The organism is Brevundimonas vitisensis, assembly GCF_016656965.1.
GTDB classification, from domain to species: domain Bacteria; phylum Pseudomonadota; class Alphaproteobacteria; order Caulobacterales; family Caulobacteraceae; genus Brevundimonas; species Brevundimonas vitisensis.
On sequence record NZ_CP067977.1, the window covers coordinates 1,444,180 to 1,466,661 of the forward strand.

General features: G+C 66.4%; 24 protein-coding genes. 20 read left to right on the top strand and 4 right to left on the bottom strand.

Annotation, left to right across the window (positions count from 1 at the left end; genetic code table 11):
* Together JIP62_RS07315 and cpdR are read right to left on the bottom strand one after the other, a co-directional pair.
* Positions 1–408: a hypothetical protein gene (locus tag JIP62_RS07315; protein WP_201104356.1), complete on the bottom strand. Its 408-nt coding sequence runs from the start codon at positions 406–408 to the stop codon at positions 1–3.
* Between the two features lie 79 nt (positions 409–487).
* Complete coding sequence (cpdR, locus tag JIP62_RS07320; protein WP_201104358.1) at positions 488–844, bottom strand: cell cycle two-component system response regulator CpdR; 357 nt, start codon at positions 842–844, stop codon at positions 488–490.
* Between the two features lie 147 nt (positions 845–991).
* Here cpdR and JIP62_RS07325 point away from each other — a divergent pair, with 147 nt between their 5' ends.
* Entirely contained in the window at positions 992–1,852 is an 861-nt protein-coding gene (locus tag JIP62_RS07325; protein ID WP_201104360.1) for an N-formylglutamate amidohydrolase, read from the top strand.
* Positions 1,853–2,092: 240 nt separating this feature from the next.
* Here the strand turns inward: JIP62_RS07325 and JIP62_RS07330 are convergent, their stop codons facing one another.
* Entirely contained in the window at positions 2,093–2,779 is a 687-nt protein-coding gene (locus tag JIP62_RS07330) for a DUF599 domain-containing protein (protein ID WP_201104362.1), read from the bottom strand.
* 125 nt (positions 2,780–2,904) lie between these two features.
* Here JIP62_RS07330 and ppa point away from each other — a divergent pair, with 125 nt between their 5' ends.
* The 6 genes from ppa to JIP62_RS07360 all read left to right on the top strand — a co-directional run bounded on the left by ppa (position 2,905) and on the right by JIP62_RS07360 (position 8,851).
* Positions 2,905–3,462: an inorganic diphosphatase gene (gene ppa, locus JIP62_RS07335; protein WP_201104364.1), complete on the top strand. Its 558-nt coding sequence runs from the start codon at positions 2,905–2,907 to the stop codon at positions 3,460–3,462.
* A 49-nt stretch (positions 3,463–3,511) separates the two neighbouring features.
* Positions 3,512–3,883 (top strand): hypothetical protein, encoded by a 372-nt coding sequence (locus tag JIP62_RS07340; RefSeq protein ID WP_201104366.1) that lies wholly within the window; start codon positions 3,512–3,514, stop codon positions 3,881–3,883.
* 79 nt (positions 3,884–3,962) lie between these two features.
* Entirely contained in the window at positions 3,963–4,814 is an 852-nt protein-coding gene (ypfJ, locus tag JIP62_RS07345) for a KPN_02809 family neutral zinc metallopeptidase (protein ID WP_201104368.1), read from the top strand.
* A gap of 100 nt (positions 4,815–4,914) precedes the next feature.
* Entirely contained in the window at positions 4,915–6,186 is a 1,272-nt protein-coding gene (locus JIP62_RS07350) for a pentapeptide repeat-containing protein (protein ID WP_201104369.1), read from the top strand.
* Positions 6,183–7,421, top strand: coding sequence for a pentapeptide repeat-containing protein (locus JIP62_RS07355; protein ID WP_201104371.1), 1,239 nt, complete (start codon positions 6,183–6,185; stop codon positions 7,419–7,421). The genes JIP62_RS07350 and JIP62_RS07355 overlap by 4 nt, the downstream gene beginning before the upstream one ends.
* 128 nt (positions 7,422–7,549) lie before the next feature.
* Positions 7,550–8,851 carry a cation:proton antiporter gene (locus JIP62_RS07360; RefSeq protein ID WP_230974895.1) on the top strand — a complete coding sequence of 434 codons (1,302 nt, stop codon included), beginning with the start codon at positions 7,550–7,552 and terminating at the stop codon, positions 8,849–8,851.
* A 63-nt stretch (positions 8,852–8,914) separates the two neighbouring features.
* Here JIP62_RS07360 and JIP62_RS07365 read toward each other — a convergent pair whose 3' ends face one another.
* Positions 8,915–9,382, bottom strand: a complete 468-nt coding sequence (locus JIP62_RS07365; protein WP_201104373.1) for an Hsp20 family protein — start codon at positions 9,380–9,382, stop codon at positions 8,915–8,917.
* A 250-nt stretch (positions 9,383–9,632) separates the two neighbouring features.
* Between JIP62_RS07365 and JIP62_RS07370 the strand changes: the two genes are divergently transcribed.
* From JIP62_RS07370 to JIP62_RS07430, 13 genes are all read left to right on the top strand, one after another.
* Positions 9,633–10,424, top strand: coding sequence for a class I SAM-dependent methyltransferase (locus JIP62_RS07370; RefSeq protein ID WP_201104374.1), 792 nt, complete (start codon positions 9,633–9,635; stop codon positions 10,422–10,424).
* A 104-nt stretch (positions 10,425–10,528) separates the two neighbouring features.
* Positions 10,529–11,452: a class I SAM-dependent methyltransferase gene (locus JIP62_RS07375; protein ID WP_201104376.1), complete on the top strand. Its 924-nt coding sequence runs from the start codon at positions 10,529–10,531 to the stop codon at positions 11,450–11,452.
* The gene (locus JIP62_RS07380; protein WP_201104378.1) at positions 11,449–12,474 is read left to right on the top strand and encodes an alpha/beta fold hydrolase; all 1,026 of its coding nucleotides are present in this window, start codon (positions 11,449–11,451) and stop codon (positions 12,472–12,474) included. Before JIP62_RS07375 ends, JIP62_RS07380 begins: the two co-directional genes overlap by 4 nt.
* 84 nt (positions 12,475–12,558) lie before the next feature.
* Positions 12,559–13,749: an ADP-forming succinate--CoA ligase subunit beta gene (gene sucC / locus JIP62_RS07385; RefSeq protein WP_201104380.1), complete on the top strand. Its 1,191-nt coding sequence runs from the start codon at positions 12,559–12,561 to the stop codon at positions 13,747–13,749.
* Positions 13,750–13,835: 86 nt separating this feature from the next.
* Positions 13,836–14,444: a hypothetical protein gene (locus tag JIP62_RS07390; protein WP_201104382.1), complete on the top strand. Its 609-nt coding sequence runs from the start codon at positions 13,836–13,838 to the stop codon at positions 14,442–14,444.
* 63 nt (positions 14,445–14,507) lie between these two features.
* The gene (locus JIP62_RS07395; RefSeq protein WP_201104384.1) at positions 14,508–14,750 is read left to right on the top strand and encodes a DUF6364 family protein; all 243 of its coding nucleotides are present in this window, start codon (positions 14,508–14,510) and stop codon (positions 14,748–14,750) included.
* The gene (locus tag JIP62_RS07400) at positions 14,747–15,172 is read left to right on the top strand and encodes a PIN domain-containing protein (protein ID WP_201104386.1); all 426 of its coding nucleotides are present in this window, start codon (positions 14,747–14,749) and stop codon (positions 15,170–15,172) included. The genes JIP62_RS07395 and JIP62_RS07400 overlap by 4 nt, the downstream gene beginning before the upstream one ends.
* A gap of 18 nt (positions 15,173–15,190) precedes the next feature.
* Positions 15,191–16,093 (top strand): succinate--CoA ligase subunit alpha, encoded by a 903-nt coding sequence (gene sucD, locus JIP62_RS07405; protein WP_201104388.1) that lies wholly within the window; start codon positions 15,191–15,193, stop codon positions 16,091–16,093.
* Between the two features lie 90 nt (positions 16,094–16,183).
* Complete coding sequence (locus JIP62_RS07410; protein WP_201104389.1) at positions 16,184–16,837, top strand: hypothetical protein; 654 nt, start codon at positions 16,184–16,186, stop codon at positions 16,835–16,837.
* Between the two features lie 164 nt (positions 16,838–17,001).
* Positions 17,002–20,001 carry a 2-oxoglutarate dehydrogenase E1 component gene (locus JIP62_RS07415; protein ID WP_201104390.1) on the top strand — a complete coding sequence of 1,000 codons (3,000 nt, stop codon included), beginning with the start codon at positions 17,002–17,004 and terminating at the stop codon, positions 19,999–20,001.
* A 30-nt stretch (positions 20,002–20,031) separates the two neighbouring features.
* Complete coding sequence (odhB, locus tag JIP62_RS07420; RefSeq protein ID WP_201104391.1) at positions 20,032–21,585, top strand: 2-oxoglutarate dehydrogenase complex dihydrolipoyllysine-residue succinyltransferase; 1,554 nt, start codon at positions 20,032–20,034, stop codon at positions 21,583–21,585.
* Positions 21,586–21,600: 15 nt separating this feature from the next.
* Positions 21,601–22,008 carry a hypothetical protein gene (locus JIP62_RS07425; RefSeq protein WP_201104392.1) on the top strand — a complete coding sequence of 136 codons (408 nt, stop codon included), beginning with the start codon at positions 21,601–21,603 and terminating at the stop codon, positions 22,006–22,008.
* Positions 22,009–22,059: 51 nt separating this feature from the next.
* Positions 22,060–22,455 carry a hypothetical protein gene (locus JIP62_RS07430; RefSeq protein ID WP_201104393.1) on the top strand — a complete coding sequence of 132 codons (396 nt, stop codon included), beginning with the start codon at positions 22,060–22,062 and terminating at the stop codon, positions 22,453–22,455.
* Positions 22,456–22,482: the final 27 nt, after the last annotated feature.

Genomic DNA, 22,482 nt, shown 5'->3' on the forward strand with positions numbered 1-22,482 from the left:
TCACGGCTGAAGGCGCGAAAGGGCTCGTTCCTGCAGGACGGCCCACTCTGCAGCGGTATCGGGCCCCCGGCGCAGCAGATTCGGATAAGCCTCCGCCGTCGCGTCGCACCGGGCCTCGATCATTACCGCCCAGGTCCGGAAGGCGGCCTGGTCGGTGACCGTCTCGAACTCGGCCGTGAACTCCGCCTCTACTGCCCGTGCGGCAGCGCGCGCTTCGGCCACGGGGTCACCGGCGGACTGGTCGTCCATAGCGGCCAAGGCCGACGCCTCACCCATCCGTGCGCTTTCAGCCGGGTCCACGATCCAACCCAGACTGCCGCAGACCCCGGCGGTGAAGGTGGCGCGGCCCACGTCCGCAGGCGCATCCTGGGGCGGAGCGATCAGCAGGGTCAGAATCAGACTTATCATCGGCTCCATCCGTCGAACGGTGGACGCAGCCTAGCCCTGGGGTGGAGGCACGCCAAGCGTGGCGGGACGGGCCGCAGGATCAGGCGGCGATCATCCGCTCGACCTCGCCGACCAGGTCCCGCAGATGGACCGGCTTGGACAGCACCTTGGCCTGGGGGCTGGCCTGGGCCGCCGTCAGGGCGACGGCGGCAAATCCGGTGATGAACATGATCCGCAGGCCAGGCTGGCGGGCGGCGGCGACCCGCGCCACCTCGATCCCGTCGGCCCCCGGCATGACGATGTCCGTCAGCAGCAGATCATAGGGGCCGTCTTCCAGCGCATCGATCGCATCGTCGCCGTTCTCGCAATCCACGACCTGGTGTCCGGCACGTTCGAGCGCGCGGGTCAGGAAGCCGCGCAGCGACCCATCGTCTTCCGCCAGAAGGATACGCGCCATGCCTTGAAAACCCCGTCGTCGATGCCGGACGCTAGACGCCGAACGGTAAACCGCGCGTGAAAAGCCGGACTGACGCGGACCATTCATCCCCCGTTACGCAGACGCAACCCCCCTCGCGCGGACCGCGAAACGCGCTATGGCGGCAGGATGAACGAAGACGCGACAACCGATCTCGAATGTGGGGGACAGGCCGCCTTCGAGATCATCACGGCGGCTCGGGAGACACCGCTGGTGTTCGCCTCGCCGCATTCCGGTTCGGTCTATCCGCCGGACCTGCGCCCTGCGGCCTTGCCGGTCACCGCGCTGCGAAGTGCGGAGGACGCGCTGGTCGATCGGCTGGTGGCGTCGGGACCTCAGCACGGAGCAACCCTCCTGGCTGGCCGGATCGCGCGCACCTATCTCGATCTGAACCGACGAGCGGACGAATGGGATCCTCTGCTGATCGAGGACTGCCCGCCGGGTCCCGTCTCGACGCGGGCCCAGGCCGGCTATGGCGTGGTGCCCCGCCTGACCGGAGACGGGCATAGGCTTTACGATCGGCGATTGCCTCAGGCTGAAGCCCTTGATCGCGTGGCGCGCGTGCACAGGCCCTATCATCGCGCCCTGGCCGAGCTGATGCAGGGAGCACAGGCGCGGCATGGTGTGGCGGTACTGATCGATTGGCATTCCATGCCCTCACGCGCGACCGGCGGGGACGGCGGTGCGGACATTGTACTGGGCGATCGTCACGGAACCTCGTGTCCGGCGCGTCTGACCCGACGGCTGCGCGCCCTGTTCGAAGGCCTCGGCTGGCGCGTAGCCCTGAACCGGCCCTATGCCGGAGGCTATGCCACGCAGACCTGGGGCCGGCCGCCAGAAGGCTTCTGGGCGATTCAGGTCGAACTGAACCGCGCCCTCTATCTGGACGAGGCGACCCTGGAGCCCGGCCTGGGCTGGTCGCGCTGTAGCAAGGGCCTGGAGAGGGTCATCACCGCCCTGACGACCGACATCGACGGCCTGGTGCGCTGAAGACAAAAAAAACCGCGGCCGAAACCGCGGTTTGAAGTCTATAGGGAGGAAACGCCCAGGAAGGGCAAGACGCCAAAGCGTCGAAGGTCAAGTTAGGTTGCAGCGCACAATCCGTCAAGCGGCAAATTCGGTCTGACGATCACGCAGAGTTACGACTTTCGTCGCAGATTGCGGGCGCGTAACCGGTTTCACTGCCCAGATCGTGCTCTTATCGCGTCTGCGAAATGTTGCAGTGCAAAATCACTCGGGACCGAGCAGCCGCCGGGCCTGACGAATGGCGCGCGCGGCTGGCGAGGCAGCCTGGCGATAGACCAGCAGGGAAAAGGCCGAAAGCACCCCGACCGCCAGCCATAGTGGCCCGAAGAGCCAGGCCGCTGCAGCCAGGGCGAAATAATAGGCCCGCACGCCCTGGCTGAAGGCCGCGAGCGCCGGGTTCAGCAGATCCGACGCCGCTTGCCCAAAGGCGATGCGATCCGTCTCGGACTCGATCTCTGGCGCGGCTCCGATCAGCGCCAGGGTGTAGTTCATCTGACGAAGCGCCCAGATGAAGTCGAGCAGGCCGCGGATCAGGCAGAGCATCACCAGGGCCAGCTTGATCTCCAACAGCTTCAGCGGCGTGTTCTCGGCCCCGACCGCTGCAAAGCCCATCAAAACCCCCTCGCCCCCGAACAGCACGCTGGCCACCGCCGCCACCAGCAGCAGATTGGTCGAGGCGAAGAAGGAGGCGGAGTTGATGCTGTGACCCATCAGCTGGCTGTCGACCAGCTTGATCTCGCGATGGGTCATGGCCGTCATCCACACCCGGCGCACCACGGTCATGTCGTCGTTCAATGACCCGCTCTTGCGCGCCAGCAGCCGCATGAGGGGGTCGTAACCCAGCCAGCAGACAAAGAAGAGGACCAGGGCGGTCCAGTCGAAAGCGGTCATAGGCAGGAAATGCCGTGACGGGACCTGCAAAGGCAAGAGGCTGTCGGCCTGCGTAGGTCTTGCTCCCGGCGAGCGCTGCGCCTATCACGCCCGTCACCTGATCTCGCAGTGCACAAGAGCCCGCCATGAACCTCGACGCCATTCCCGTCGGCCCGAACCCGCCCTGGGACCTGAACGTCGTGATCGAGATCCCGCAGGGCGGCCTGCCGGTGAAGTACGAGATGGACAAGGACTCCGGTGCCCTGTTCGTCGACCGCTTCCTGCACACCGCGATGTACTATCCGGGCAACTATGGCTTTGTGCCCCACACCCTGGCCGATGACGGCGACCCCTGCGACGTGATCGTGCTGAACCCGTCGCCGGTCGTTCCGGGCTGCGTCATCCGCTCGCGCCCAATCGGTGTGCTGATGATGGAAGACGAGGCCGGCGGCGACGACAAGATCCTGGCCGTGCCGGTCGACAAGCTGAACCCCTATTACACCGACATCGCCAGCTATCGTCAGCTGCCGGCGATCCTGGTCGAGCAGATCGAGCACTTCTTCACCCGGTACAAGGACCTGGAGAAGAACAAGTCGGTCAGGGTGAAGCGCTGGGGCGATGCGGGCGAAGCCGCCGAGCTGATCGCCGAGGGCATGCGCGCGCACCAGGCACAGCTGGCGGCCAAGGTGAAGGCCGAAGCCTGAGCGAACCGCTCCGCTTGCTGATGGGCCCCGCCGGGACCATTCTGAACAGATGCGAGCGCTGGTTCTTCTTACCGCTCTGATCGTATCGGCCGCTGCTGGGGCGGCCGCGGCGCAGTCGCGTCCCTATGGTCACCCGTGGCCGGACGCGACCGTCGGCGACAGCCATCGCTATGAAATGGATCGCCAGCGGGCCCTGTCCGACCAGCGTGCGGCGGAGGCGCGGGCGCATCAGTCGGAGGCCCGGCTGACGGTTCTGGAAATCCAGGCGTCCCGGCAACCGCCTCTGTCGCCCGGCTATGACGAGGCTCCCCTGGCGTCACCCGAACAGGAGCGGCGCGAACGCGAGGCCGCGACCCAGCGACGCCGCACCGTCGCCCGCGAGACCACCCAGATCGACGACTGGCTGGACCGTCGCCGCTGATCCTGTTCAGGGTCCTGCATCCCTTCCCCAACCGCTGCGTTTCGGCCTAGCCTGAAGTCAGGGACGGGGAGACAACGAGATGAAGTGGCAGGGTGGGCGTCGCGGTGGCGGCGGAATCTCCGATCGGCGCGGTATGGGCGGGGGTGCACTGGCAGGCGGCGGCCTCGGCGTCGGTGTGCTGGCGATCCTCGGCTATCTGTTTTTCGGCATCGATCCGTCGACCACGACACAGCTGGCCAGCCAGTTCGGCGGCGTCGGCAGCAGCGAGGCGGGGGTCGAGGGCACCCCCCAAGATCAGGCCGGTCAGTTCGTCGATGTGATCGGCGGCAACATCAACGACGTCTGGACGGCGCAGCTGATGGGCTATGAGCCGCCTACGGTCGTGCTTTACGAAAGCGGCACCAACACCGGCTGCGGCTATGGTCAGGCGGCCATGGGGCCCTTCTATTGCCCGTCCGACAGGACCGTCTATCTGGACCTGGGCTTCTGGCAGCAGATGCAGACCCAGCTGGGGGCCTCAGGGGCCGACTTCGCCAAGGCCTATGTGATCGCCCATGAGTTCGGCCATCACGTCCAGACCCTCACAGGCACGTCCGCCCAGGTCCGCTCGGCTCAGCAGCGGGCGTCCAGCCAGGCGGAGGGCAACCGCTATTCGGTGGCGCTGGAGCTTCAGGCCGACTGCTACGCGGGAGTGTGGGCCCGCAACGCTGCCGGCGTCTCGAACGGTCAGGTGGCATTGGAACCGGGTGATCTGGAGGAAGGCCTGCGGACCGCTTCGGCCATCGGCGACGACGCGATCCAGAGCCGCGGCGGCGGCCGGGTCTCGCCCGACAGCTTCACCCACGGGTCCTCCGAACAGCGGGTGGAATGGCTGAGACGCGGGTTTCAGTCCGGCGACCCGGCGACCTGCGACACCTTTGCCGGCCTTTAGAGGGCAGCGCTGGGCCCGGGCCTGAGCGCCCGGGTTTCCCCTGCGGCGTGACTTCAAGACCTCAAACCCTTCCTTAAGCGGCCCATGTCAGAGTGCGGCCATGTCGGGAATGGCAGAACCCGTCGTCAGAAGACGACTTAATCAGCAGGAGCTGGACGCGATCTGCGCCCGCCACGACCGCCTGTGGTCTGCACGGCCCGGCGGTGCCAGAGCGGTCTTTGCCTGGATGGATCTGTCCGGCCTGGACCTTCGCGGTCGCAATCTGGCCGATGCCGATTTCGCCGCTGCCTGCATGATCGGAACCGATCTGACGGGCGCGCGCCTGGACAACGCCACCTTTTTCGGAGCCGACATGCAGGACGCCGTCCTGGTGGATGCCCAGTTGCGCCGGGCCGATCTGAGAGGAGCCTGTCTGCGCGGCGCGGACCTGTCCGGGGCCGACCTTTTCGAGGCCGATCTGCGCGAAGGCACCATTGCCGCCGCCGATCCCCGTCTGGGCTTTCGCGTGGTCGAGGCACGGGCCCGCAACGCGACCCAGGCCCAGGGGGCCTGTCTGGCCGGAGCCAATCTCCAGAGATCCAAGATGACGGGCGTCGTCGCGGTCGCCGCCGATTTCACCGATGCGGTGATGAAGGATTGCAAGCTCGTCCGGGCCAATCTGAAGCAGGCGACATTCAAGGGGGCCGACCTTGCTGGCGCCGATCTGTCTGGAGCCGATCTGTCCGGAGCCGACATGCGCGATGCCGTGCTGGTCGGTGCCAACTGCACCCTGTGGCGGGCCGATGGGGCCAATATGGATGGGGCCCTGACGGACGATCGCTCGGGAGGATCCCCCTTGGGTCGCCTGCCGGCGGCCGACATGCTGAGGGACCATGCCACCTGGTGCGAAACGGGTGGGGCGGAAGGGCAGCCCTCCGTGTTCGATGGGGTGGACCTGAGGGCACTGAAATCCATCCGAGGGTTCAATCTGACGGCGCTTTCAGCACGTGGCGGCGTCTTCTACGGCCTGGATATGGAGGGGGTGCAGCTTCAGGGCGCGCATCTGGAAGGAGCGGACCTGCGGGCCTGCAACCTGCGCCGAGCCGATCTGCGCGGGGCGCGCCTGGCCGGGGCGCGACTGAACGGCGCCGACCTACGTCAGGCGCAGCTCGGTCCTCTGATGCTGTCGGCCGAGCGGCTGCTGCCCGCCGACATGAGCGGAGCCTGCCTGCGCGGTGCCGATCTGTCGGGGGCGGATCTGCGACAGGCCAACCTGAGCCGCGCGGAACTCAGCAAGGCCATTTTGCACGGCGCATCCCTGCGACACACCGACCTGACCGGCGCGATCGTGACCGGCGCACAGGGTCTGAACTCCTCAGAGGCAAGCCGATGAGTTTCCAGCGCCGCCCCCTCAGCCAGGGTGACCTCAATCTGTTTATTACCGCGCATGAGCGGTTCGCCGAGGGGCGGCCGGGCGGGCGGCGGCTGTCGTTGAAATTTGTGGACCTGCGCGGTCTGGACCTGTCCGGGCGCAATCTGGAAGAGGCCGATTTCAGCGGCTGCTCGCTGGAAGGCGCCCGTCTTTCCAGAGCCAGGCTGGCGCGAGCCGTGCTGTTCTGCTGCGACCTGAAGGCGGCCGATTTCACCGGGGCCGACCTGCGGCGCGCCGACCTTCGCGGGGCCTGCCTGCGCGGGGCCGACCTGCAGGACGCGGACCTGACCGGCGCCGACTTCCGCGAGGGCGTCATCGCCATCCCCCATGCCCAAAAGGGTCTGCAATCGGTCAAGCACGAAACTCGCCAGGGCGTCGCCGACGGGGCCCGCTTTGCCGGGGCGCGGCTGGATGAGGTGTCGTTCGACGGCTTCAGCGCGCAGAAGGCGGACTTCACCGACTGTTCAATGCGCGGCGCGCGCCTGACCGGAGCCAATCTGAAGGATGCCGACCTGTCGGGGGCCATGATGCAGGGCGCGGCCGTGGACGGGGCCAATCTGTCTGGCGCGAAGATGGTCGGAGCCGTTCTGACCGACGTCGCCCTGGAGACCGCCCGGGTCGAGCGCACCGATATGACCGGCAGCCTGCGCAACCCCGCCCCGGACGCGATCCAGAAGGCCAAGGCCCTGTTCGAACTGGCGCTGGACGCCAATGCCTGGGCCGAGAGCGGCGGGGTCCTCGGCCAGCCTGCCGTGTTCGACGGCGAGGACCTGCGCCCCCTGGCCGGAAAGCTGACGGGCCTCAAACTCTCGGCCATGAGCGCCAAGGGGGCCTGTCTTGTGGGGTTGGACCTTCGGGGTCTGGCCTTGCAGGGTGCCAATTTCGAGGGGGCGGACCTTCGCGGGGCCGACCTGCGCGGCGCGGATTTGCGCGGCGCGCGGATGGGCGGGGCCTTGCTGAACATGGCCGATCTGCGCGGGGCGATGATGAGTCCGCTGCCGCTGAGCGCAGGACGATCCATGGCGGTCGTCCTGACCGGCGCGATCCTGCGCTATGCCCGGCTGGACGACGCCGACTTGAGCGAAGCGCGGCTGGATCAGGCCGACCTGACCGGCGCCTCGATCAACCTGGCCCGCCTGGACGATGGGCAGAGAGCGGCAGTGGGGCTGGCCCCGATGGCGGCGAAAGCCGCCTAAACCCATCGCCGGTAGCGTTAACGTCATGTGATCCCGGCGGGAGGCTTCTGCCCTTGCCCGAGACGTACGGGCACACCTAAGTGCGACACAATGTCCGAACAGCGGACACCTCCGGGTGGAAACCAGCCATGACGCCGGCCGAACTGAGCATCGCCTTCTTTCTGCAGATGGCGGTGATCATCGCCACCTGCCGCCTGGTCGGCTGGGCGGCACACCGCTGGCTGGGTCAGCCCCAGGTTGTCGGCGAGATGATCGCGGGCGTCATCCTGGGCCCGTCGCTGTTCGGCCTGCTGGCCCCGCAGATCCAGGGCTTCATCTTTCCGCCGGAATCCAAGGCCGTGCTGTTCGTCGGGGCCCAGCTGGGTGTCGGCCTCTATATGTTCCTGGTCGGCCTGGGTTTCCGCAGCGACCACTTCAAGCAGAACGCCAAGAGCGCCTTTGCCGTGTCTCTGGCCGGCATGGCGGCCCCCTTCCTGGTGGCGGTGGCGCTGGGTCCGTGGCTGCTGAGCCAGGGCCTGTTCGGACAGGGGATCAACTCCACCCAGGCCATCCTGTTCACCGGGGCCTGTATCGCCATCACCGCCTTTCCCATGCTGGCGCGGATCATCCATGAGCGGGGCCTGAGCGCCTCGCCGCTGGGAGCCCTGTCGCTGTCGGCGGGGGCGATCGACGATGCCGCCGCCTGGTGCGTGCTGGCGGTCGTGCTGGCCACTTTCGGCGACGGTGCGCCCGTGGCGATCAAGGCGATCCTGGGCGGCATCGCCTTTGTCGTCTTCATGTTGACCGTTGCGCCGCGGCTGCTGGCCCCGCTAGGCCGCCGGGTCGAGCGCGAAGGCAAGGTGTCGATGGGGACCTTGGGGATCGTGCTGATCCTGTTCATGCTCAGCGCCTTTGCCATGGACTGGCTCGGCATCCACGCGGTGTTCGGCGGCTTCATCCTGGGCTGCGTCATGCCGCGCGGCGTGCTGAGCACCGAGGTTAAGAAACAGCTGGAGCCCTTCGCCGTGGTCGTTCTGCTGCCGATGTTCTTCACCTTTTCGGGGCTGAATACCCAGCTGACCCTGGTCAACAGTTTCGGTCTGCTGGGGGTGACGGCGATGGTGTTGATCGCCTCGATCGCGGCCAAGGGCCTGGCCTGCTATGGCGCGGCAAGGCTGACGGGTCAGGACAATGCTACGGCCATGGGCATCGGCGCCCTGATGAATGCGCGCGGCCTGATGGAGCTGATCATCATCAACATCGGCCTGCAACGCGGCATCATCGGACCGGCCCTATTCTCGATGCTGGTGCTGATGGCCATCGTCACCACCCTGATGGCCTCGCCCCTGTTCGAACTGGTCTACGGCCGGAAGGCCAGGGAGCGGGGCGATCTGGGCGCACTGCATGACGATCCGGACGATAGGGCCGCCTCGTCCAGGGCCGCAATCTGAAGGCAAGAAAAAGGGGCGACGCCTGGGCGCCGCCCCTCCTTCGTCAGTCAATCGCGCGATCGATCAGGCGGCCTTGTCGGCCTTGCCTTCGATCAGCGGGGTGGCTGTGGTCCCGATCTCGATCCGGCGCGGCTTCAGCGCCTCGGGCAGTTCGCGCTTCAGCGAGATCGACAGCAGGCCGTTGACCAGATTGGCCTCGGTCACGACCACATAGTCCGCCAGCTGGAACCGGCGTTCAAAGTCGCGCTCGGCCAGTCCGCGATGCAGATAGGTCCGCTCGGCACCATCGTCGTTGGCGGTTTTCCGCCCGGTGACGGTCAGCAGGTTTTCCTTGACCTCGAGGTTCAGTTCCTCGGGCTTGAACCCGGCGACCGCAATCTCGATCCGATAGGCGTTCTCGCCCGTCGTCTCGATGTTGTAGGGCGGCCAGCCATTCTCCTGGCTGGTGCGCGCGGCGCTTTCCAGCAATCCGGCCAGACGGTCGAAGCCGACGGCGGAACGGTACAGCGGGGTGAAATCATAAGTACGCATGGTCATCCTCCTGAGGGATCAGCAAGGTTGAGCCGCCCGGCGTTTTTCGCCCCGGACGGCGGTGGGAGGTCAGCCCGGCGGCCCGTCATGCGGCCCCGTCGGTCTGCAAGGGCCCGACATCGGCGCCCTCGAGCGCTGATTTGGGAAGCCATCCCGGGACGTCAAGGGGGCGCGTCGGTAACGTCACTTGCCCTCGGCGCGAACCCCATTAGGGTCTCGGCCTCAATCGGATCGACCTTCGGAGACACCCATGCGCCGGATCGCCCTCGCCACTGCCCTCGCCCTCTGCGGCGCCGTTGCCGCCCCGGCCGCCCTGGCCCAGGACCCGCACGCCGGTCACGGGGCCCGCGAAGGCCTGGCCATGCAGCCGCCCAGCCCCTCCGAGGACGCCGCCCTCACCGCCGCCATCGCCTCGACCACCCGCTCCGAGGCCGACCGCGCGCGCGACGTCTATCGTCACCCCTATGAGAGCCTGACGTTCTGGGGTCTGCGGCCCGGTCTGACCGTGGTGGAGATCGAGCCTGGCCGCGGGGGCTGGTGGACCGGTATCCTTCAACCCTATGCCGCCGCGACGGGCGGCACCTATGTCGCGGTCAATCGCCCGCTGGAGAGCATGGGCGTCGAGCCGGGTACGGCGGACATGGTCCTGACGGCCCGGGGCTTTCACAACTGGGCACGCGGCGGACGGACCGAGGCCTATCTGGCGGCCTTCTTTGCGGCCCTGAAGCCCGGCGGCATCCTGGCCGTCGAGCAGCATCGCTCCGTCGACGGACTGAATGTCGCGGACACGGCGCCGACCGGCTATGTGCCCGAGAGCTATGTCATCAAGGCGGCCCAGGCCGCAGGCTTCGTCCTGGACGGCCGCAGCGAGCTGAACGCCAACCCCGCTGACGACCGCGACCACCCGTTCGGCGTATGGACCCTGCCGCCGGTTCGGCGCGACAGCCAGGATGGCCGCACCCTCACGCCCGAGGAACGCGCCACCTATGACGCCATCGGCGAGAGCGACCGGATGACCCTGCGGTTCCGCAAGCCGGAATAAGGCGGTGGTTGGGCCTGGGGTTTTGACGACGCCCGTGAACGTGGTTAAGCCAGCCTCGGCCGGTTCGATCCGGTCGGGTCGGGGTCACGGTATGAGGAATGGGCATGGGTGATCCATCGGCGACCAAACCTCGCATCGGCACCGCCTTCCGCCCGGATCGGCGATCGGTGCTGCTGGGCGTGTCGGCGGCGGCGCTGGCCACCTTGTCCGGCTGCAATCGCAATGCTGCCGAGCCGGCGGACCCCGATGCCCCGGTCGGCCCGCCGAAGGGTTCGCTGGAGTGGGCTGTCCAGGGCCCTTGGCGCGCCCAGGATCGGATCCGCGACGAGGCCCGCCATCCGATGGAAACCCTGCGGTTCTTCGGCCTGCAGCCTCGGATGACGGTCGTCGACTTCTGGCCGGGCAGCGGCTGGTACACCGAGATCCTGGCCCCCTACCTGCACGAGGGCGAGGGCAAGTATTATGCGGCCGGCTTCGAGACGGGCCCCGGGTCCGATCCGGCCCAGACCGCGCTGATGAATGCGTTTCAGCAGCGCTTCGATGCGGACCGGCGCCTGTATGGCGAGATCGAGTTCACCGCCTTTGGCCCGACCAGCGGCCCTGTGGCCCCTGCCGGAACGGCCGATCTGGTGCTGTTCATGCGCAACATCCACGCCTGGATGGCGGCCGGGATCGCCGAAAAGGCCTTTGCCGACGCCTATGCGGCCCTGCGGCCCGGCGGCATTCTGGGAATCGAGCAGCACCGCCTGTCGCCCGAGGCCGATCAGGATCCGGCCGCGGCCAACGGCTATGTGCAGGAGGCGTTCGTCAAGCAGCTGGGGGCCGAGGCCGGCTTCATCTTCGTCGCGGCATCGGAAATCAACGCGAATGAAACGGATACCCGCGATCATCCGTTCGGCGTGGACTCCCTGCCGCCTACCCGTCGGTCGCAGGGGCCGGACCGCGTTCTGACGCCCGAGGAACGGGCAGCTCTGGATGCGATCGGCGAAAGTGACCGTATGACGTTGAAGTTCAGGAAGCCCGAGTGACACGAGCCGCCGCCTATGCCGCCAATGCGCCCTTGATGGGCGTTCCGGGCGCCGCTGCGCCTCCCGGAGGTCAGGGGGAATGGTTCCGTGGCGCCGGGGGCCTGCGCCTGCGCGCCGCCTTCTGGACGCCCTCGGCCCTGGTTGCCGCCAAGCCCCGCGGCACCGTGATCGTCAGCCCGGGACGGACCGAGCCGATCGAGAAATATTTCGAGGTGATCGGCAATTTCCTGGCGCGCGGCTTCTGCGTCCTGGCCCACGACTGGCGCGGCCAGGGCCTGTCGGCCCGGCTGCTGCCCGACCGCCTGAAAGGCCATGCCCGGGCGGTGGAAGAGTTTCTCGACGACCACGCCCGCCTGCTCGACGCCTTCGAGTCCCGCGCCCCCAAGCCGTGGATTTCGGTCGGCCATTCCATGGGCGGGGTGCTGAATCTGCTGTCGCTGGAAGCCGGAGAAAGCCGGATCGCCGGAGCCCTGCTCTCCAGCCCGATGCTGCGGGTCAAGACCGGCAAGCGGTCGATGTGGTCGGTCAAGCTGGCCGTGCGCTGGAACCTGCGTCACGGCAAGGGCGGCGACTATGTGCTGGACGATCCAGACGATCCCTTCGACCACACCTTCGAGAAGGACGCCCTGACGTCGGACGAAACTCGCTATGAGCTGTGGCGGCAGCAGCTCTATGCCTGTCCGCACCTTGCGGTCGGTGGGCCGACCTGGGGCTGGCTGGCCTTTGCCATCGACGCTGGCGAACGGGCGCTGAAGCCCAAGGCCCTGAAATCCGTGCGGATTCCGGTCTCGATCGTGCAGTCGGCAGAGGACGACCGGGTCTGGAAGCAGTCGGCCAAATGGGCGGCCCGCCGCCTGGGACGCGGCCGCTATGTCGAGGTGGCCGGTGCCCGCCACGAAGTCATCATGGAGGCCGACGACATGCGCGCCGTCTTCCTGGAAGAGTTCGACGCCATGGCCGACTACATCTCGCCGCAACAGGACCTGTCGCCGGTGGCCACTTCCGTTTCCGAAGTCGCCTGACGACACCGCAGACGGTTGCACCTGCGAAGAGGGCGCGCCTATAAGCCACCCACGATTTTTCACTCGTAGCGGCGGGCCCTTCCCATGAACATCCACGAATACCAGGCCAAGCAGGTTCTGAAGAGCTTCGGCGCGCCGGTTGCCGAAGGGGTCGCCATCACCTCGGTCGATCAGGCCGAGGCTGCGGCCCGCCAGCTGCCGGGACCGCTCTATGTCGTGAAATCCCAGATCCACGCGGGCGGCCGCGGCAAGGGCTTCTTCAAGGAGCTGACGCCCGAGGCCAAGGGCGGCGTGCGCCTGGCCTTCTCGATCGAGGACGTGGTCAAGCATGCCAAGGAAATGCTGGGCAACACCCTGGTGACCGCCCAGACGGGCGAACAGGGCAAGCAGGTCAACCGGCTCTACATCGAGGACGGGGCCGATATTGACCGCGAACTTTACTGCTCGCTGCTGGTCGACCGCGCCCACGGCCGCATCGCCTATGTGATTTCGACCGAAGGCGGCATGGATATCGAGGCCGTCGCCCACGACACGCCCGAGAAGATCCAGACCATCGTCATCGACCCGGAAACGGGCGTGACCGACGCCGATGTCGCCGCCATCAACGCCGCCTACGGCCTGACCGGCGCGGCGGCCGAGGACGGCAAGTCGCTGTTCCCCATCCTGTACAAAGCCTTTGTCGAGAAGGACATGGCGATGCTGGAGGTGAACCCTCTGATCGTCATGAAGAACGGCCACCTGCGCGTCCTGGACGCCAAGGTCAGCTTCGACGGCAACGCCCTGTTCCGCCACGAGGACATCAAGGCGCTGCGCGACGAAACCGAGGAAGACGCCAAGGAGATCGAAGCGTCTGAGTGGGACCTGGCCTATGTCGCCCTGGACGGCAACATCGGCTGCATGGTCAACGGCGCGGGCCTGGCCATGGCGACGATGGACATCATCAAGCTGTACGGCAAGGAACCCGCCAACTTCTGTGACGTCGGCGGCGGTGCCGGCAAGGAGAAGGTCGCGGCGGCCTTCAAGATCATTACGGCCGACCCGAACGTCCGGGGCATCCTGGTCAACATCTTCGGCGGCATCATGAAGTGCGACGTGATCGCCGAAGGCGTCGTCGCCGCCGTGAAGGAAGTGGGCCTGAAGGTGCCGCTGGTCGTCCGCCTGGAAGGCACCAATGTCGAGCTGGGCAAGAAGATTTTGAACGAAAGCGGCCTGGCCATCACCTCCGCCGACGACCTGGACGACGCCGCGCAGAAGATCGTGAAGGCGGTGGGCTAATCACGCTCCGGCCAAGGTAGCGAGCTCCGGGAACGCCTGATAGAACAGTTGCATGGTCGGCATGTCCGCCGACGATGGGGTGTAGCATGTTCAAGTTTCTGGCGATCCCGGCGGTCGCGGTCTCCCTGCTGGCGGTTCCGGCCCAGGCGCAGGAGACCTCGGTTCTGTTCGGCCATTTCAAGACGCTGTGCGGCGACGGTGCAGGCGACAGCCAGCGCGCCCTGGTTCAGGCCGAGGCCGCAGGCTGGGCCAAGATTCCGTCCGAGCTGTTCACCAGCGACCCCCAGAATCCCTTTGAAAACGTCACGGCTATGATGAATGCCGAGGACAACGGCGACCTCAGCATCCTGATGGTCGGCTCCATGTCCGAAAGCGTCGGCCCCGGTGCCAGCGAGATGGACATGACCGTCTGTGCCGTCATGGGCGGGAACTTCGAGACCAATACGGCGGTGAAGCCCGACCCGCGCCCGTTCGTTCAACGCTGGCTGAACATGGACACCCATCCCTCGCTGAACGACCAAGGCATGATGGGCTATGCCTTCAATCGCGACGGCACCCGCCTGACCGCCATCCGGCCGACCGAGGCGGCCATGACCCAGGCGGCGCTGAACGGCGACCTGCACATCGTCATGATGAACGATGAGCAGCTGCTCGAAGGGGCCACCATGATCATGTACATGCGCCCCGCCTTCTAAACCGCGCATTGCCGCGGCGGGTCACACGGGTTATGTGCTCCACGTAACCCGTGGACTCCGGCCATGACCCGCAACCTGACCCTGGCGATCGACGACGACCTGCTCGACAAGGTGCGCGTCCTGGCGGCCATGAAGCGCACCAGCGTTAATGAGATGGTGCGAGGCTTCCTGACGCGACTGGTTGAGCAGGAAGTTGAACACGATGAAGCAACCCAGGAACTGCTCAAACTGATCGACGACTCCGACGGCGACATGGGCGACTGGACGTTCGATCGCGAAGAGACCTACAGCGGGGCCTCGGTTTGATCGCAGGGGCTGAAGTTTTCCTCGACACCCACATCCTGATCTATGCCGCTCAGGGTCGCCGCGTCGCACCAGAAAAGCGGGAGATTGCCCGCAACATCATCCTTCAAGGACGCTACGGCACGTCCGGCCAGGTGCTGGCTGAGTTCTTCAGCCTCGCGACGCAAAAGGGCGTCCGTCCCCTGTCGATGGAAACCGCGGCCCGCTGGGTCAGGACACTGGCCAAGAAGCCCTGCCAGTCAATCGATCCGCCCCTTGTGCTCGCCGCCGTCGCGCTGTCGGAACGCTACCGGATCTCCTATTGGGATGCGGCCATCATCGCGGCCGCTGAACGCCTGGGCGCCAAGGTCGTCTATTCCGAAAACCTCAACCACGGGCAGACCTATGGGTCGGTCCGCGTCGAAAACCCCTTCCTTCCCGCGTAGCAAAAGAAGCGAACCGTTATGTCCATTCTCGTCGACCGCAACACCAAGATCATCGTCCAGGGCCTGACCGGCAAGACCGGCGGCTTCCACACCGAACAGGCCCTGGCCTATCACGGCACCCAGATGGTCGGCGGCGTCCACCCGGCCAAGGGCGGCCAGACCTGGACCGGCTCGCACGGCGAAACCCTGCCCATCTATGCTTCGGTCGCCGAGGCCAAGGACGCCACCGGTGCTGACGCCTCGGTCATCTATGTGCCGCCGGCGGGCGCGGCCGATGCCATCATTGAGGCGATCGAAGCGGAAATCCCCTTCATCACCTGCATCACCGAGGGCATTCCGGTGCTGGACATGGTGCGCGTCAAGCGTCGGCTGGAGGGCTCCAAGTCCCGCCTGCTGGGCCCCAACTGCCCGGGCATCATGACGCCGGACGAGTGCAAGATCGGCATCATGCCCGGCTCCATCTTCAAGAAGGGCAACGTCGGCATCGTCTCGCGCTCGGGCACCCTGACCTATGAAGCGGTGTTCCAGACCACGAACGAGGGTCTGGGCCAGACCACGGCGGTTGGCATCGGGGGCGACCCGGTCAAGGGCACCGAGTTCATCGACGTGCTGGAACTGTTCCTGGCCGATCCGGAAACCCACTCCATCATCATGATCGGCGAAATCGGCGGCGGGGCCGAAGAAGACGCCGCCCAGTTCCTGATCGACGAAGCCAAGAAGGGCCGCAAGAAGCCGATGGCGGGCTTTATCGCCGGCCGCACCGCCCCCAAGGGTCGCACCATGGGCCACGCCGGTGCTGTGGTCAGCGGCGGCAAGGGCGATGCGGAATCCAAGATCGCAGCCATGGAGGCGGCCGGCATTGCGGTCTCCCCCTCGCCCGCCCGCCTGGGCAAGACCCTGGTCGAAGTGCTGAAGGGCTAACTGCCGCCGAGGCCTCCGTCGGATATTGTCAGTCCGGCGGAGGCTAAGGTCGCGATAGCGTCTGATCTTTCGAGATCAGGAGACCCCGCGATGATGGAGATGATTGCGGCCCTGGCGCTGGCCTCCGCCCATCAGGACGGGGCAGACCCCCGGCTGGACCTGTTTCGCCAGGCCTGTCTGCCGCATCGTCAGGACATGGCCGCTGCCGCCCAGGCCCTGGCCCGTGACGGGTGGGATGCCGTCGCCGAAGACGACCATGCCGAGTTGAGCGGCACCCTGGCCCGCGCGCGCGCCGTGGCCGTCGACCCCGACCTTCAGATGGAGAACGTCTTCAGCGTCTGGGGCCGAACCGTGGACGGGCGGCGGTATTACGTCGTGCTCAACCGCCTGACTGCCGTCCTTGCCGAGGCCGAGGACACGGACGGCGACGGTATTCTGCAGGAATGGGAAGAGCGCGACGTCCTCTCCCTGATGGGCTGCGGCCTTTGGGACTTCGAGGCGGATGCAGCTGTGAACGCCGAGGCGGTCACGGCCTGGGTCGGTGCCGAGCCTGTGCAGACGGTCGACCTTCCGGGTCAGATTCAGGCGGGCACCTGGAACGTGCACGCCCTCTATCCCGGCACTGGCGAAATCCACGTCGGCTTCATTCCCGACGGCAGCCCCTATGTCGCCGAGACGCGGTTCTCTGGCGTTTCCATCACCATGAGCACATGGCTTCCCGAACCGACGGATGCGGTCGAATGACGCATTTTCGTCAGGTCGATCAGCGCAGCTGCATTTTTGGGTCGGACTCGACCAATTTCTCGCCTCTCTGCCCCCATTCGGTCATGACCGATAAGGAAACACCGCCTATATGAAGCCCGCAGGCTTCACGCGGTTGTGACCGTGGGGCCCATAAGGACGAAACGATGGCGGACGATGCCGGTCGGCTGAATCAGGTCTTTGCCGAGACCAGTTTTCTGTACGGGGCGAATGCCGCCTATATCGAGGGGCTGCACGAAGCCTGGGCTGCCGATCCTGGCTCGGTCCCCGGCGAATGGCGCGCCTTTTTCGACCAGCTGCGCGACAATGCCGCGACGGTGAAGGCATCGGCCGGTGCCGGCGGATGGGGCCGGTCGCGCGTGACCGAGCCCACCGAGGAAACCGGTGTCTTCGATGGCCGCTGGCCCGAGCCCAAGCCCAAGCCGGGCAGCAAGCCTGCGGCGGCTGCGCCGGTTGCGGCCCCCGAAGCCGTTCCGGTCAGCGCGGAAGCCATCCGTGCGGCGGCCCATGATTCCATCCGCGCCCTGATGCTGATTCGCACCTACCGGGTGCGTGGCCATCTGCACGCCAAGCTGGACCCGCTGGGCATCGAGAAGCCGGTCGAAAATGCAGAGCTGACACCCGAATTCTATGGCTTCGGCCCGCAGGACCTGGACCGTCCGATCTTCCTGGATGGAGTTCTAGGCCTGGAGTACGGCACGATCCGCGAGGTTCTGGCCCTTCTGGAGCGTACCTACTGCGGCAACATCGGCGTGCAGTACATGCATATCGCCGAGCCGGAGGAGAAGGCCTGGCTTCAGGCCCGGATCGAGGGCCCGGACAAGTTCGAACAGAATGCCTTCACCAAGGAAGGCAAGATCGCCATCCTGAACAAGCTGATCGAAGCCGAGGGCTTCGAGCGGTTCCTGCACAAGCGGTTCCCCGGCACCAAGCGTTTCGGCCTGGACGGGGGCGAGGCCATGGTTCCGGCCATGGAGCAGGTCATCAAGCGCGGCGGCAACCTGGGCGTCGACGAAATGGTGTTCGGCATGGCCCACCGTGGTCGTCTGAACATGCTGGCCGCGGTGATGGGCAAGCCCTATCGCGCCATCTTCCACGAGTTCCAGGGCGGCTCGACCGTACCCAGCGACATCGAGGGTTCGGGCGACGTCAAATACCACATGGGGGCCAGTTCGGACCGGCAGTTCGACGGCAATACCGTCCATCTGTCGCTGACCGCCAATCCGTCGCACCTGGAAATCGTCAATCCGGTCGTGCTGGGCAAGGCGCGCGCCAAACAGGCCTTTGACATCCGTGAGGCCAATGCGGGCAAGCCCGAGGCCGAATGGGTGCTGGACCGCTCCAAGGTCATGCCCGTGCTGATCCACGGCGACGCGGCCTTTGCCGGTCAGGGCGTTGTGGCCGAATGCTTCGCCCTGATGGGGCTGAAGGGTTACCGCACCGGCGGCACGATGCATTTCGTGATCAACAACCAGATCGGTTTCACGACCAGCCCGCGGAACAGCCGGTCCAGCCCCTATCCGTCGGACGTGGCCCTGATGGTTCAGGCCCCGATCTTCCACGTCAACGGCGACGATCCCGAGGCTGTCGTCTTTGCCGCCAAGGTGGCCACCGAATACCGCCAGAAGTTCAACAAGGACGTGGTGGTGGACATGTTCTGCTACCGCCGCTTCGGCCACAACGAGGGCGACGACCCGACCTTCACCCAGCCGCTGATGTACGCCAAGATCAAGGCGCAGCCGTCCACGCGCGAAATCTATTCGCGGCGTCTGATCGAAGAGGGCGTGATCGACCAGGCCACGGTCGATGCCGAGATCGCGCGGTTCGAACAGTTTCTGGATGAACAGTTCGAGGCCGGCAAAACCTTCGTGGCCGACAAGGCCGACTGGCTGGACGGTCAATGGCAGGGCATCGGCCTGCCCGAGGGCGACGAGCGACGCGGCTCGACCGCCGTCGCGCGCGAAAAGCTGCACGACCTGGGCCGCCGCCTGACGACGATTCCGAACCAGGTGGACATCCACAAGACGCTGAAGCGCGTCATGGAGGCCCGCCGCGAAACCATCGACAGCGGTGCCAACATCGATTGGGCGACGGCCGAGAGCCTGGCCTTCGCCAGCCTGTTGGACGAAGGCTTCCCGGTGCGCCTGTCCGGTCAGGATTCGGTGCGCGGTACCTTCAGCCAGCGCCACTCCGGCATCGTCGACCAGACCACCGAAGACCGCTACGTCCCGCTAAACAACCTGGGCGAAAGGCAGTCGCAGTTCGAAGTGATCGATTCGGCCCTGTCCGAAGAAGCGGTTCTGGGCTTTGAGTACGGCTATGCCCTGGCCGATCCGAACAGCCTCGTGCTGTGGGAGGCGCAGTTCGGCGACTTCGTGAACGGGGCCCAGGTCGTCATCGACCAGTTCATCACCTCGGGCGAGCGCAAATGGCTGCGGATGTGCGGCCTGACGATGCTGTTGCCGCACGGCTATGAAGGACAGGGCCCGGAACATTCTTCGGCCCGGCTGGAGCGGTTCCTGCAACAGTGCGCCGAGGACAATATCCAGGTGGCCAACTGCACCACCCCGGCCAACTATTTCCACATCCTGCGCCGCCAGATGCACCGGCCGTTCCGCAAGCCGCTGATCATCATGACGCCCAAGTCGCTGCTGCGGCACAAGAAGGCGGTGTCCACCCTGGCCGACATGGCCGAGGGCAGTTCCTTCCACCGCGTGCTGCACGACGATGCCCAGACGCGGCCCGAGGTGTCGGGCATCACCATCGCCGCCGACAACGCGATCCGCCGCGTGATCCTTTGCTCGGGCAAGGTCTATTACGACCTGCTCGACGCGCGCGAGAAGGCCGGGGTGACGGACATCTATCTGCTGCGGCTGGAACAGTTCTATCCGTGGCCGATCAAGTCGCTGTCCACTGAGCTGGCCCGATTCCCGAACGCGGAACTGGTCTGGTGTCAGGAAGAGCCCAAGAACATGGGCGGCTGGACCTTCGTCGAGCCGTGGCTGGAGCTGACCCTGGACAAGCTGAACGTCAAGGCGAAACGGCCCCGCTATGTCGGACGGCCGGCCTCCGCCTCGACCGCCGCCGGCCAGATGAGCCGCCACCTCAAAGAACTCGAAGCCTTCACCGCCGAAGCCCTCGCCTAACCGCCACAGATCAAAGACCGGAACCGACCCATGGCCGACATCCTTACCCCCACCCTGGGTGAATCCGTCACCGAGGCGACCATTGCCAAATGGAGCAAGAAGGTCGGCGACGCCGTGCGGAAGGACGAAATCCTGGTCGAGCTGGAAACGGACAAGGTTTCGCTCGAAGTCGTCGCCCCGGCCGACGGTGTGCTGAGCGACATCAAGGCCGCTGACGGCGAGACCGTCACCCCCGGCACTGTTCTGGGCGTCGTCACCGAAGGGGCCAGTGACGCTGCCCCGACCGCCAAGGCCGCTGCCCCCGCTGCGGCTCCGGCGGCTGCTGAAACCCCGAAGGCGGCTGCCCCCGCCGCGTCCGCCCCGGCGGCCGGTGCCATCGACATCGCGGTGCCGACCATGGGTGAGAGCGTGGCCGAGGGCACCATCGGCACCTGGCTGAAGAAGGCCGGTGATGCGGTGAAGAAGGACGAACTGCTGGTCGAGATCGAGACCGACAAGGTGGCCGTCGAGGTGTCCTCGCCCGCCGACGGCGTGCTGAGCGAGATCGTGGCTGCAGACGGCGCAACCGTGACGCCCGGCCAGGTGATCGGCCGGGTCTCGGCCTCCGGCACCGCTGCCGCCCCCTCCGCCAACAGCGGCTCGGCCAATTCGGGCTCGGCCCAGTATTCGGCCCCGGCTTCGGACACCCCGCTGTCGCCGTCGGTGAAGCGGATCGTGACCGAGAACAACCTGGACCCGAAGGCCATCCAGGGCTCGGGCAAGGATGGACGCATCCTGAAGGGTGATGCCCTGTCGGCCATCGGCACGGCGGCAGCGGCCCCGGCCGCAGCGCCGGCCCCCGCTGCCGCCGCTGCCGCTCCGGTGGCGCAGCCCCGCGCCGATCAGCCGCGTGAGGAGCGGGTCAAGATGACCCGTCTGCGCCAGACGATCGCGCGCCGCCTGAAGGAATCCCAGAACACCGCCGCCCAGCTGACCACCTTCAACGAGGTGGACATGACCAACGTCATGGCCCTGCGCGCTCAATACAAAGAGGTGTTCGAAAAGCGCCATGGCGTGAAGCTGGGCTTCATGTCCTTCTTCACCAAGGCGGTCGTCGCCGCCCTGAAGGAAATCCCGGCGGTTAATGCCGAGATCGACGGCACCGACATCATCTACAAGAACCACTATGACATCGGCGTCGCCGTCGGCACCGACAAAGGCCTGGTCGTGCCGGTCCTGCGCGATGCCGACACCCTGTCCCTGGCCGGGATCGAAAAGGGCATCGGCGAACTGGGCAAGGCGGCCCGCGACGGCAACCTGACCCTGGACCAGTTGCAGGGCGGCACCTTCACCATCACCAACGGCGGCACCTATGGGTCGCTGATGTCGACGCCGATCCTGAATGCGCCGCAGTCGGGCATCCTGGGCATGCACAACATCGTCCAGCGCCCGATGGCCATCAACGGCGAGGTCAAGATCCGCCCGATGATGTACATCGCCCTCAGCTATGACCACCGCCTGGTCGACGGCAAGGAAGCCGTCACCTTCCTCGTGCGGGTCAAGGAACTGCTGGAAGACCCGGCGCGGGCGCTGCTGGACCTGTAAGAGAGGCGGCGCGCGGTGGCCATTTTTGAAGTCGCGCGCTTTTCCACCCTGCCCGAAGGCGAACTGGCCGTGGCCCTGCTAAAGCGCCACGGCATCGACGCCCGGCTGCCCGATCGCGACATGGCGACCGTGAACCCCGACCTGCTGATCGCGATCGGTGGGGTTCGCGTCGTTGCGCCCGATCATCAGATCGTCGAGGCCCGCCAGATCATCGCCCAGGCCCGCAGCGGCGCCTTCGAGGATGCTGACGATGAGACCGGTGACTGGCAGATCGACGCTGTGGCCGGGAAGGTCGGTGAACTGGACGAACAGGATATTCGCGGCGTTCTGGGCACGTCAAAAAAGGCTGGGGTGTTCGTGATCTTGGCCTTCCTCTTGCTGTCGATGGCCAGTTGCCTGCTCATCCCCATGGGCGGTTACTGACGACAGGTTTCGTCAGACGCACGGATCGTCGGCGAACGCTAAGCCGACCGCATGGACTGGGCGGCGCGGCTCCTGGGGGCCTTCTACATCTTTGCGGGGCTGATGGCCCTGAAGCAGGCCGTCTTCAACTGGCGGTTCGAGCGGACCTTTGGTGCGCTGTTTCCGGCTCCGCCCGCCGAACGCGCTGCCGACGCCATCCTGGCGATCGGGGCCGTGACGGTGCTGGTGTCGGGGGTGGCGCTGGCAGGGCTCAGCCACTGGTCGGTGCCGGCCTTCCTGACCGCCTGGGCGGTCCAGGCCGGATACCTGACCTGGGCCCAGCGCTGGTATCGGCCGCTGACCGAGGACGCCGCCCAGGGTCGTCGCCAGACCCTGCATGCGTTCGGCCTCTACACCCTTGCGGTCGCAGCGGTGATGGCCTGGCAGCACACCGGAGTGCTGGACTAGATCAATCGACATCTACCCCTGATCCGT

Excerpts from the sequence above, each read along its gene's own strand:
- JIP62_RS07355 (WP_201104371.1), top strand. The coding sequence starts at position 6,183 with ATGAGTTTCCAGCGCCGCCCCCTCAGCCAGGGTGACCTCAATCTGTTT.
- JIP62_RS07350 (WP_201104369.1), top strand. The coding sequence starts at position 4,915 with ATGTCGGGAATGGCAGAACCCGTCGTCAGAAGACGACTTAATCAGCAG.
- ypfJ (WP_201104368.1), top strand. The coding sequence starts at position 3,963 with ATGAAGTGGCAGGGTGGGCGTCGCGGTGGCGGCGGAATCTCCGATCGG.
- JIP62_RS07370 (WP_201104374.1), top strand. The coding sequence starts at position 9,633 with ATGCGCCGGATCGCCCTCGCCACTGCCCTCGCCCTCTGCGGCGCCGTT.
- cpdR (WP_201104358.1), bottom strand. The coding sequence starts at position 844 with ATGGCGCGTATCCTTCTGGCGGAAGACGATGGGTCGCTGCGCGGCTTC.
- ppa (WP_201104364.1), top strand. The coding sequence starts at position 2,905 with ATGAACCTCGACGCCATTCCCGTCGGCCCGAACCCGCCCTGGGACCTG.
- JIP62_RS07415 (WP_201104390.1), top strand. The coding sequence starts at position 17,002 with ATGGCGGACGATGCCGGTCGGCTGAATCAGGTCTTTGCCGAGACCAGT.
- JIP62_RS07325 (WP_201104360.1), top strand. The coding sequence starts at position 992 with ATGAACGAAGACGCGACAACCGATCTCGAATGTGGGGGACAGGCCGCC.
- JIP62_RS07365 (WP_201104373.1), bottom strand. The coding sequence starts at position 9,382 with ATGCGTACTTATGATTTCACCCCGCTGTACCGTTCCGCCGTCGGCTTC.
- JIP62_RS07410 (WP_201104389.1), top strand. The coding sequence starts at position 16,184 with ATGATGGAGATGATTGCGGCCCTGGCGCTGGCCTCCGCCCATCAGGAC.
- JIP62_RS07330 (WP_201104362.1), bottom strand. The coding sequence starts at position 2,779 with ATGACCGCTTTCGACTGGACCGCCCTGGTCCTCTTCTTTGTCTGCTGG.
- sucD (WP_201104388.1), top strand. The coding sequence starts at position 15,191 with ATGTCCATTCTCGTCGACCGCAACACCAAGATCATCGTCCAGGGCCTG.
- JIP62_RS07360 (WP_230974895.1), top strand. The coding sequence starts at position 7,550 with ATGACGCCGGCCGAACTGAGCATCGCCTTCTTTCTGCAGATGGCGGTG.
- JIP62_RS07375 (WP_201104376.1), top strand. The coding sequence starts at position 10,529 with ATGGGTGATCCATCGGCGACCAAACCTCGCATCGGCACCGCCTTCCGC.
- sucC (WP_201104380.1), top strand. The coding sequence starts at position 12,559 with ATGAACATCCACGAATACCAGGCCAAGCAGGTTCTGAAGAGCTTCGGC.
- JIP62_RS07340 (WP_201104366.1), top strand. The coding sequence starts at position 3,512 with ATGCGAGCGCTGGTTCTTCTTACCGCTCTGATCGTATCGGCCGCTGCT.
- JIP62_RS07395 (WP_201104384.1), top strand. The coding sequence starts at position 14,508 with ATGACCCGCAACCTGACCCTGGCGATCGACGACGACCTGCTCGACAAG.
- odhB (WP_201104391.1), top strand. The coding sequence starts at position 20,032 with ATGGCCGACATCCTTACCCCCACCCTGGGTGAATCCGTCACCGAGGCG.
- JIP62_RS07430 (WP_201104393.1), top strand. The coding sequence starts at position 22,060 with ATGGACTGGGCGGCGCGGCTCCTGGGGGCCTTCTACATCTTTGCGGGG.
- JIP62_RS07315 (WP_201104356.1), bottom strand. The coding sequence starts at position 408 with ATGATAAGTCTGATTCTGACCCTGCTGATCGCTCCGCCCCAGGATGCG.
- JIP62_RS07390 (WP_201104382.1), top strand. The coding sequence starts at position 13,836 with ATGTTCAAGTTTCTGGCGATCCCGGCGGTCGCGGTCTCCCTGCTGGCG.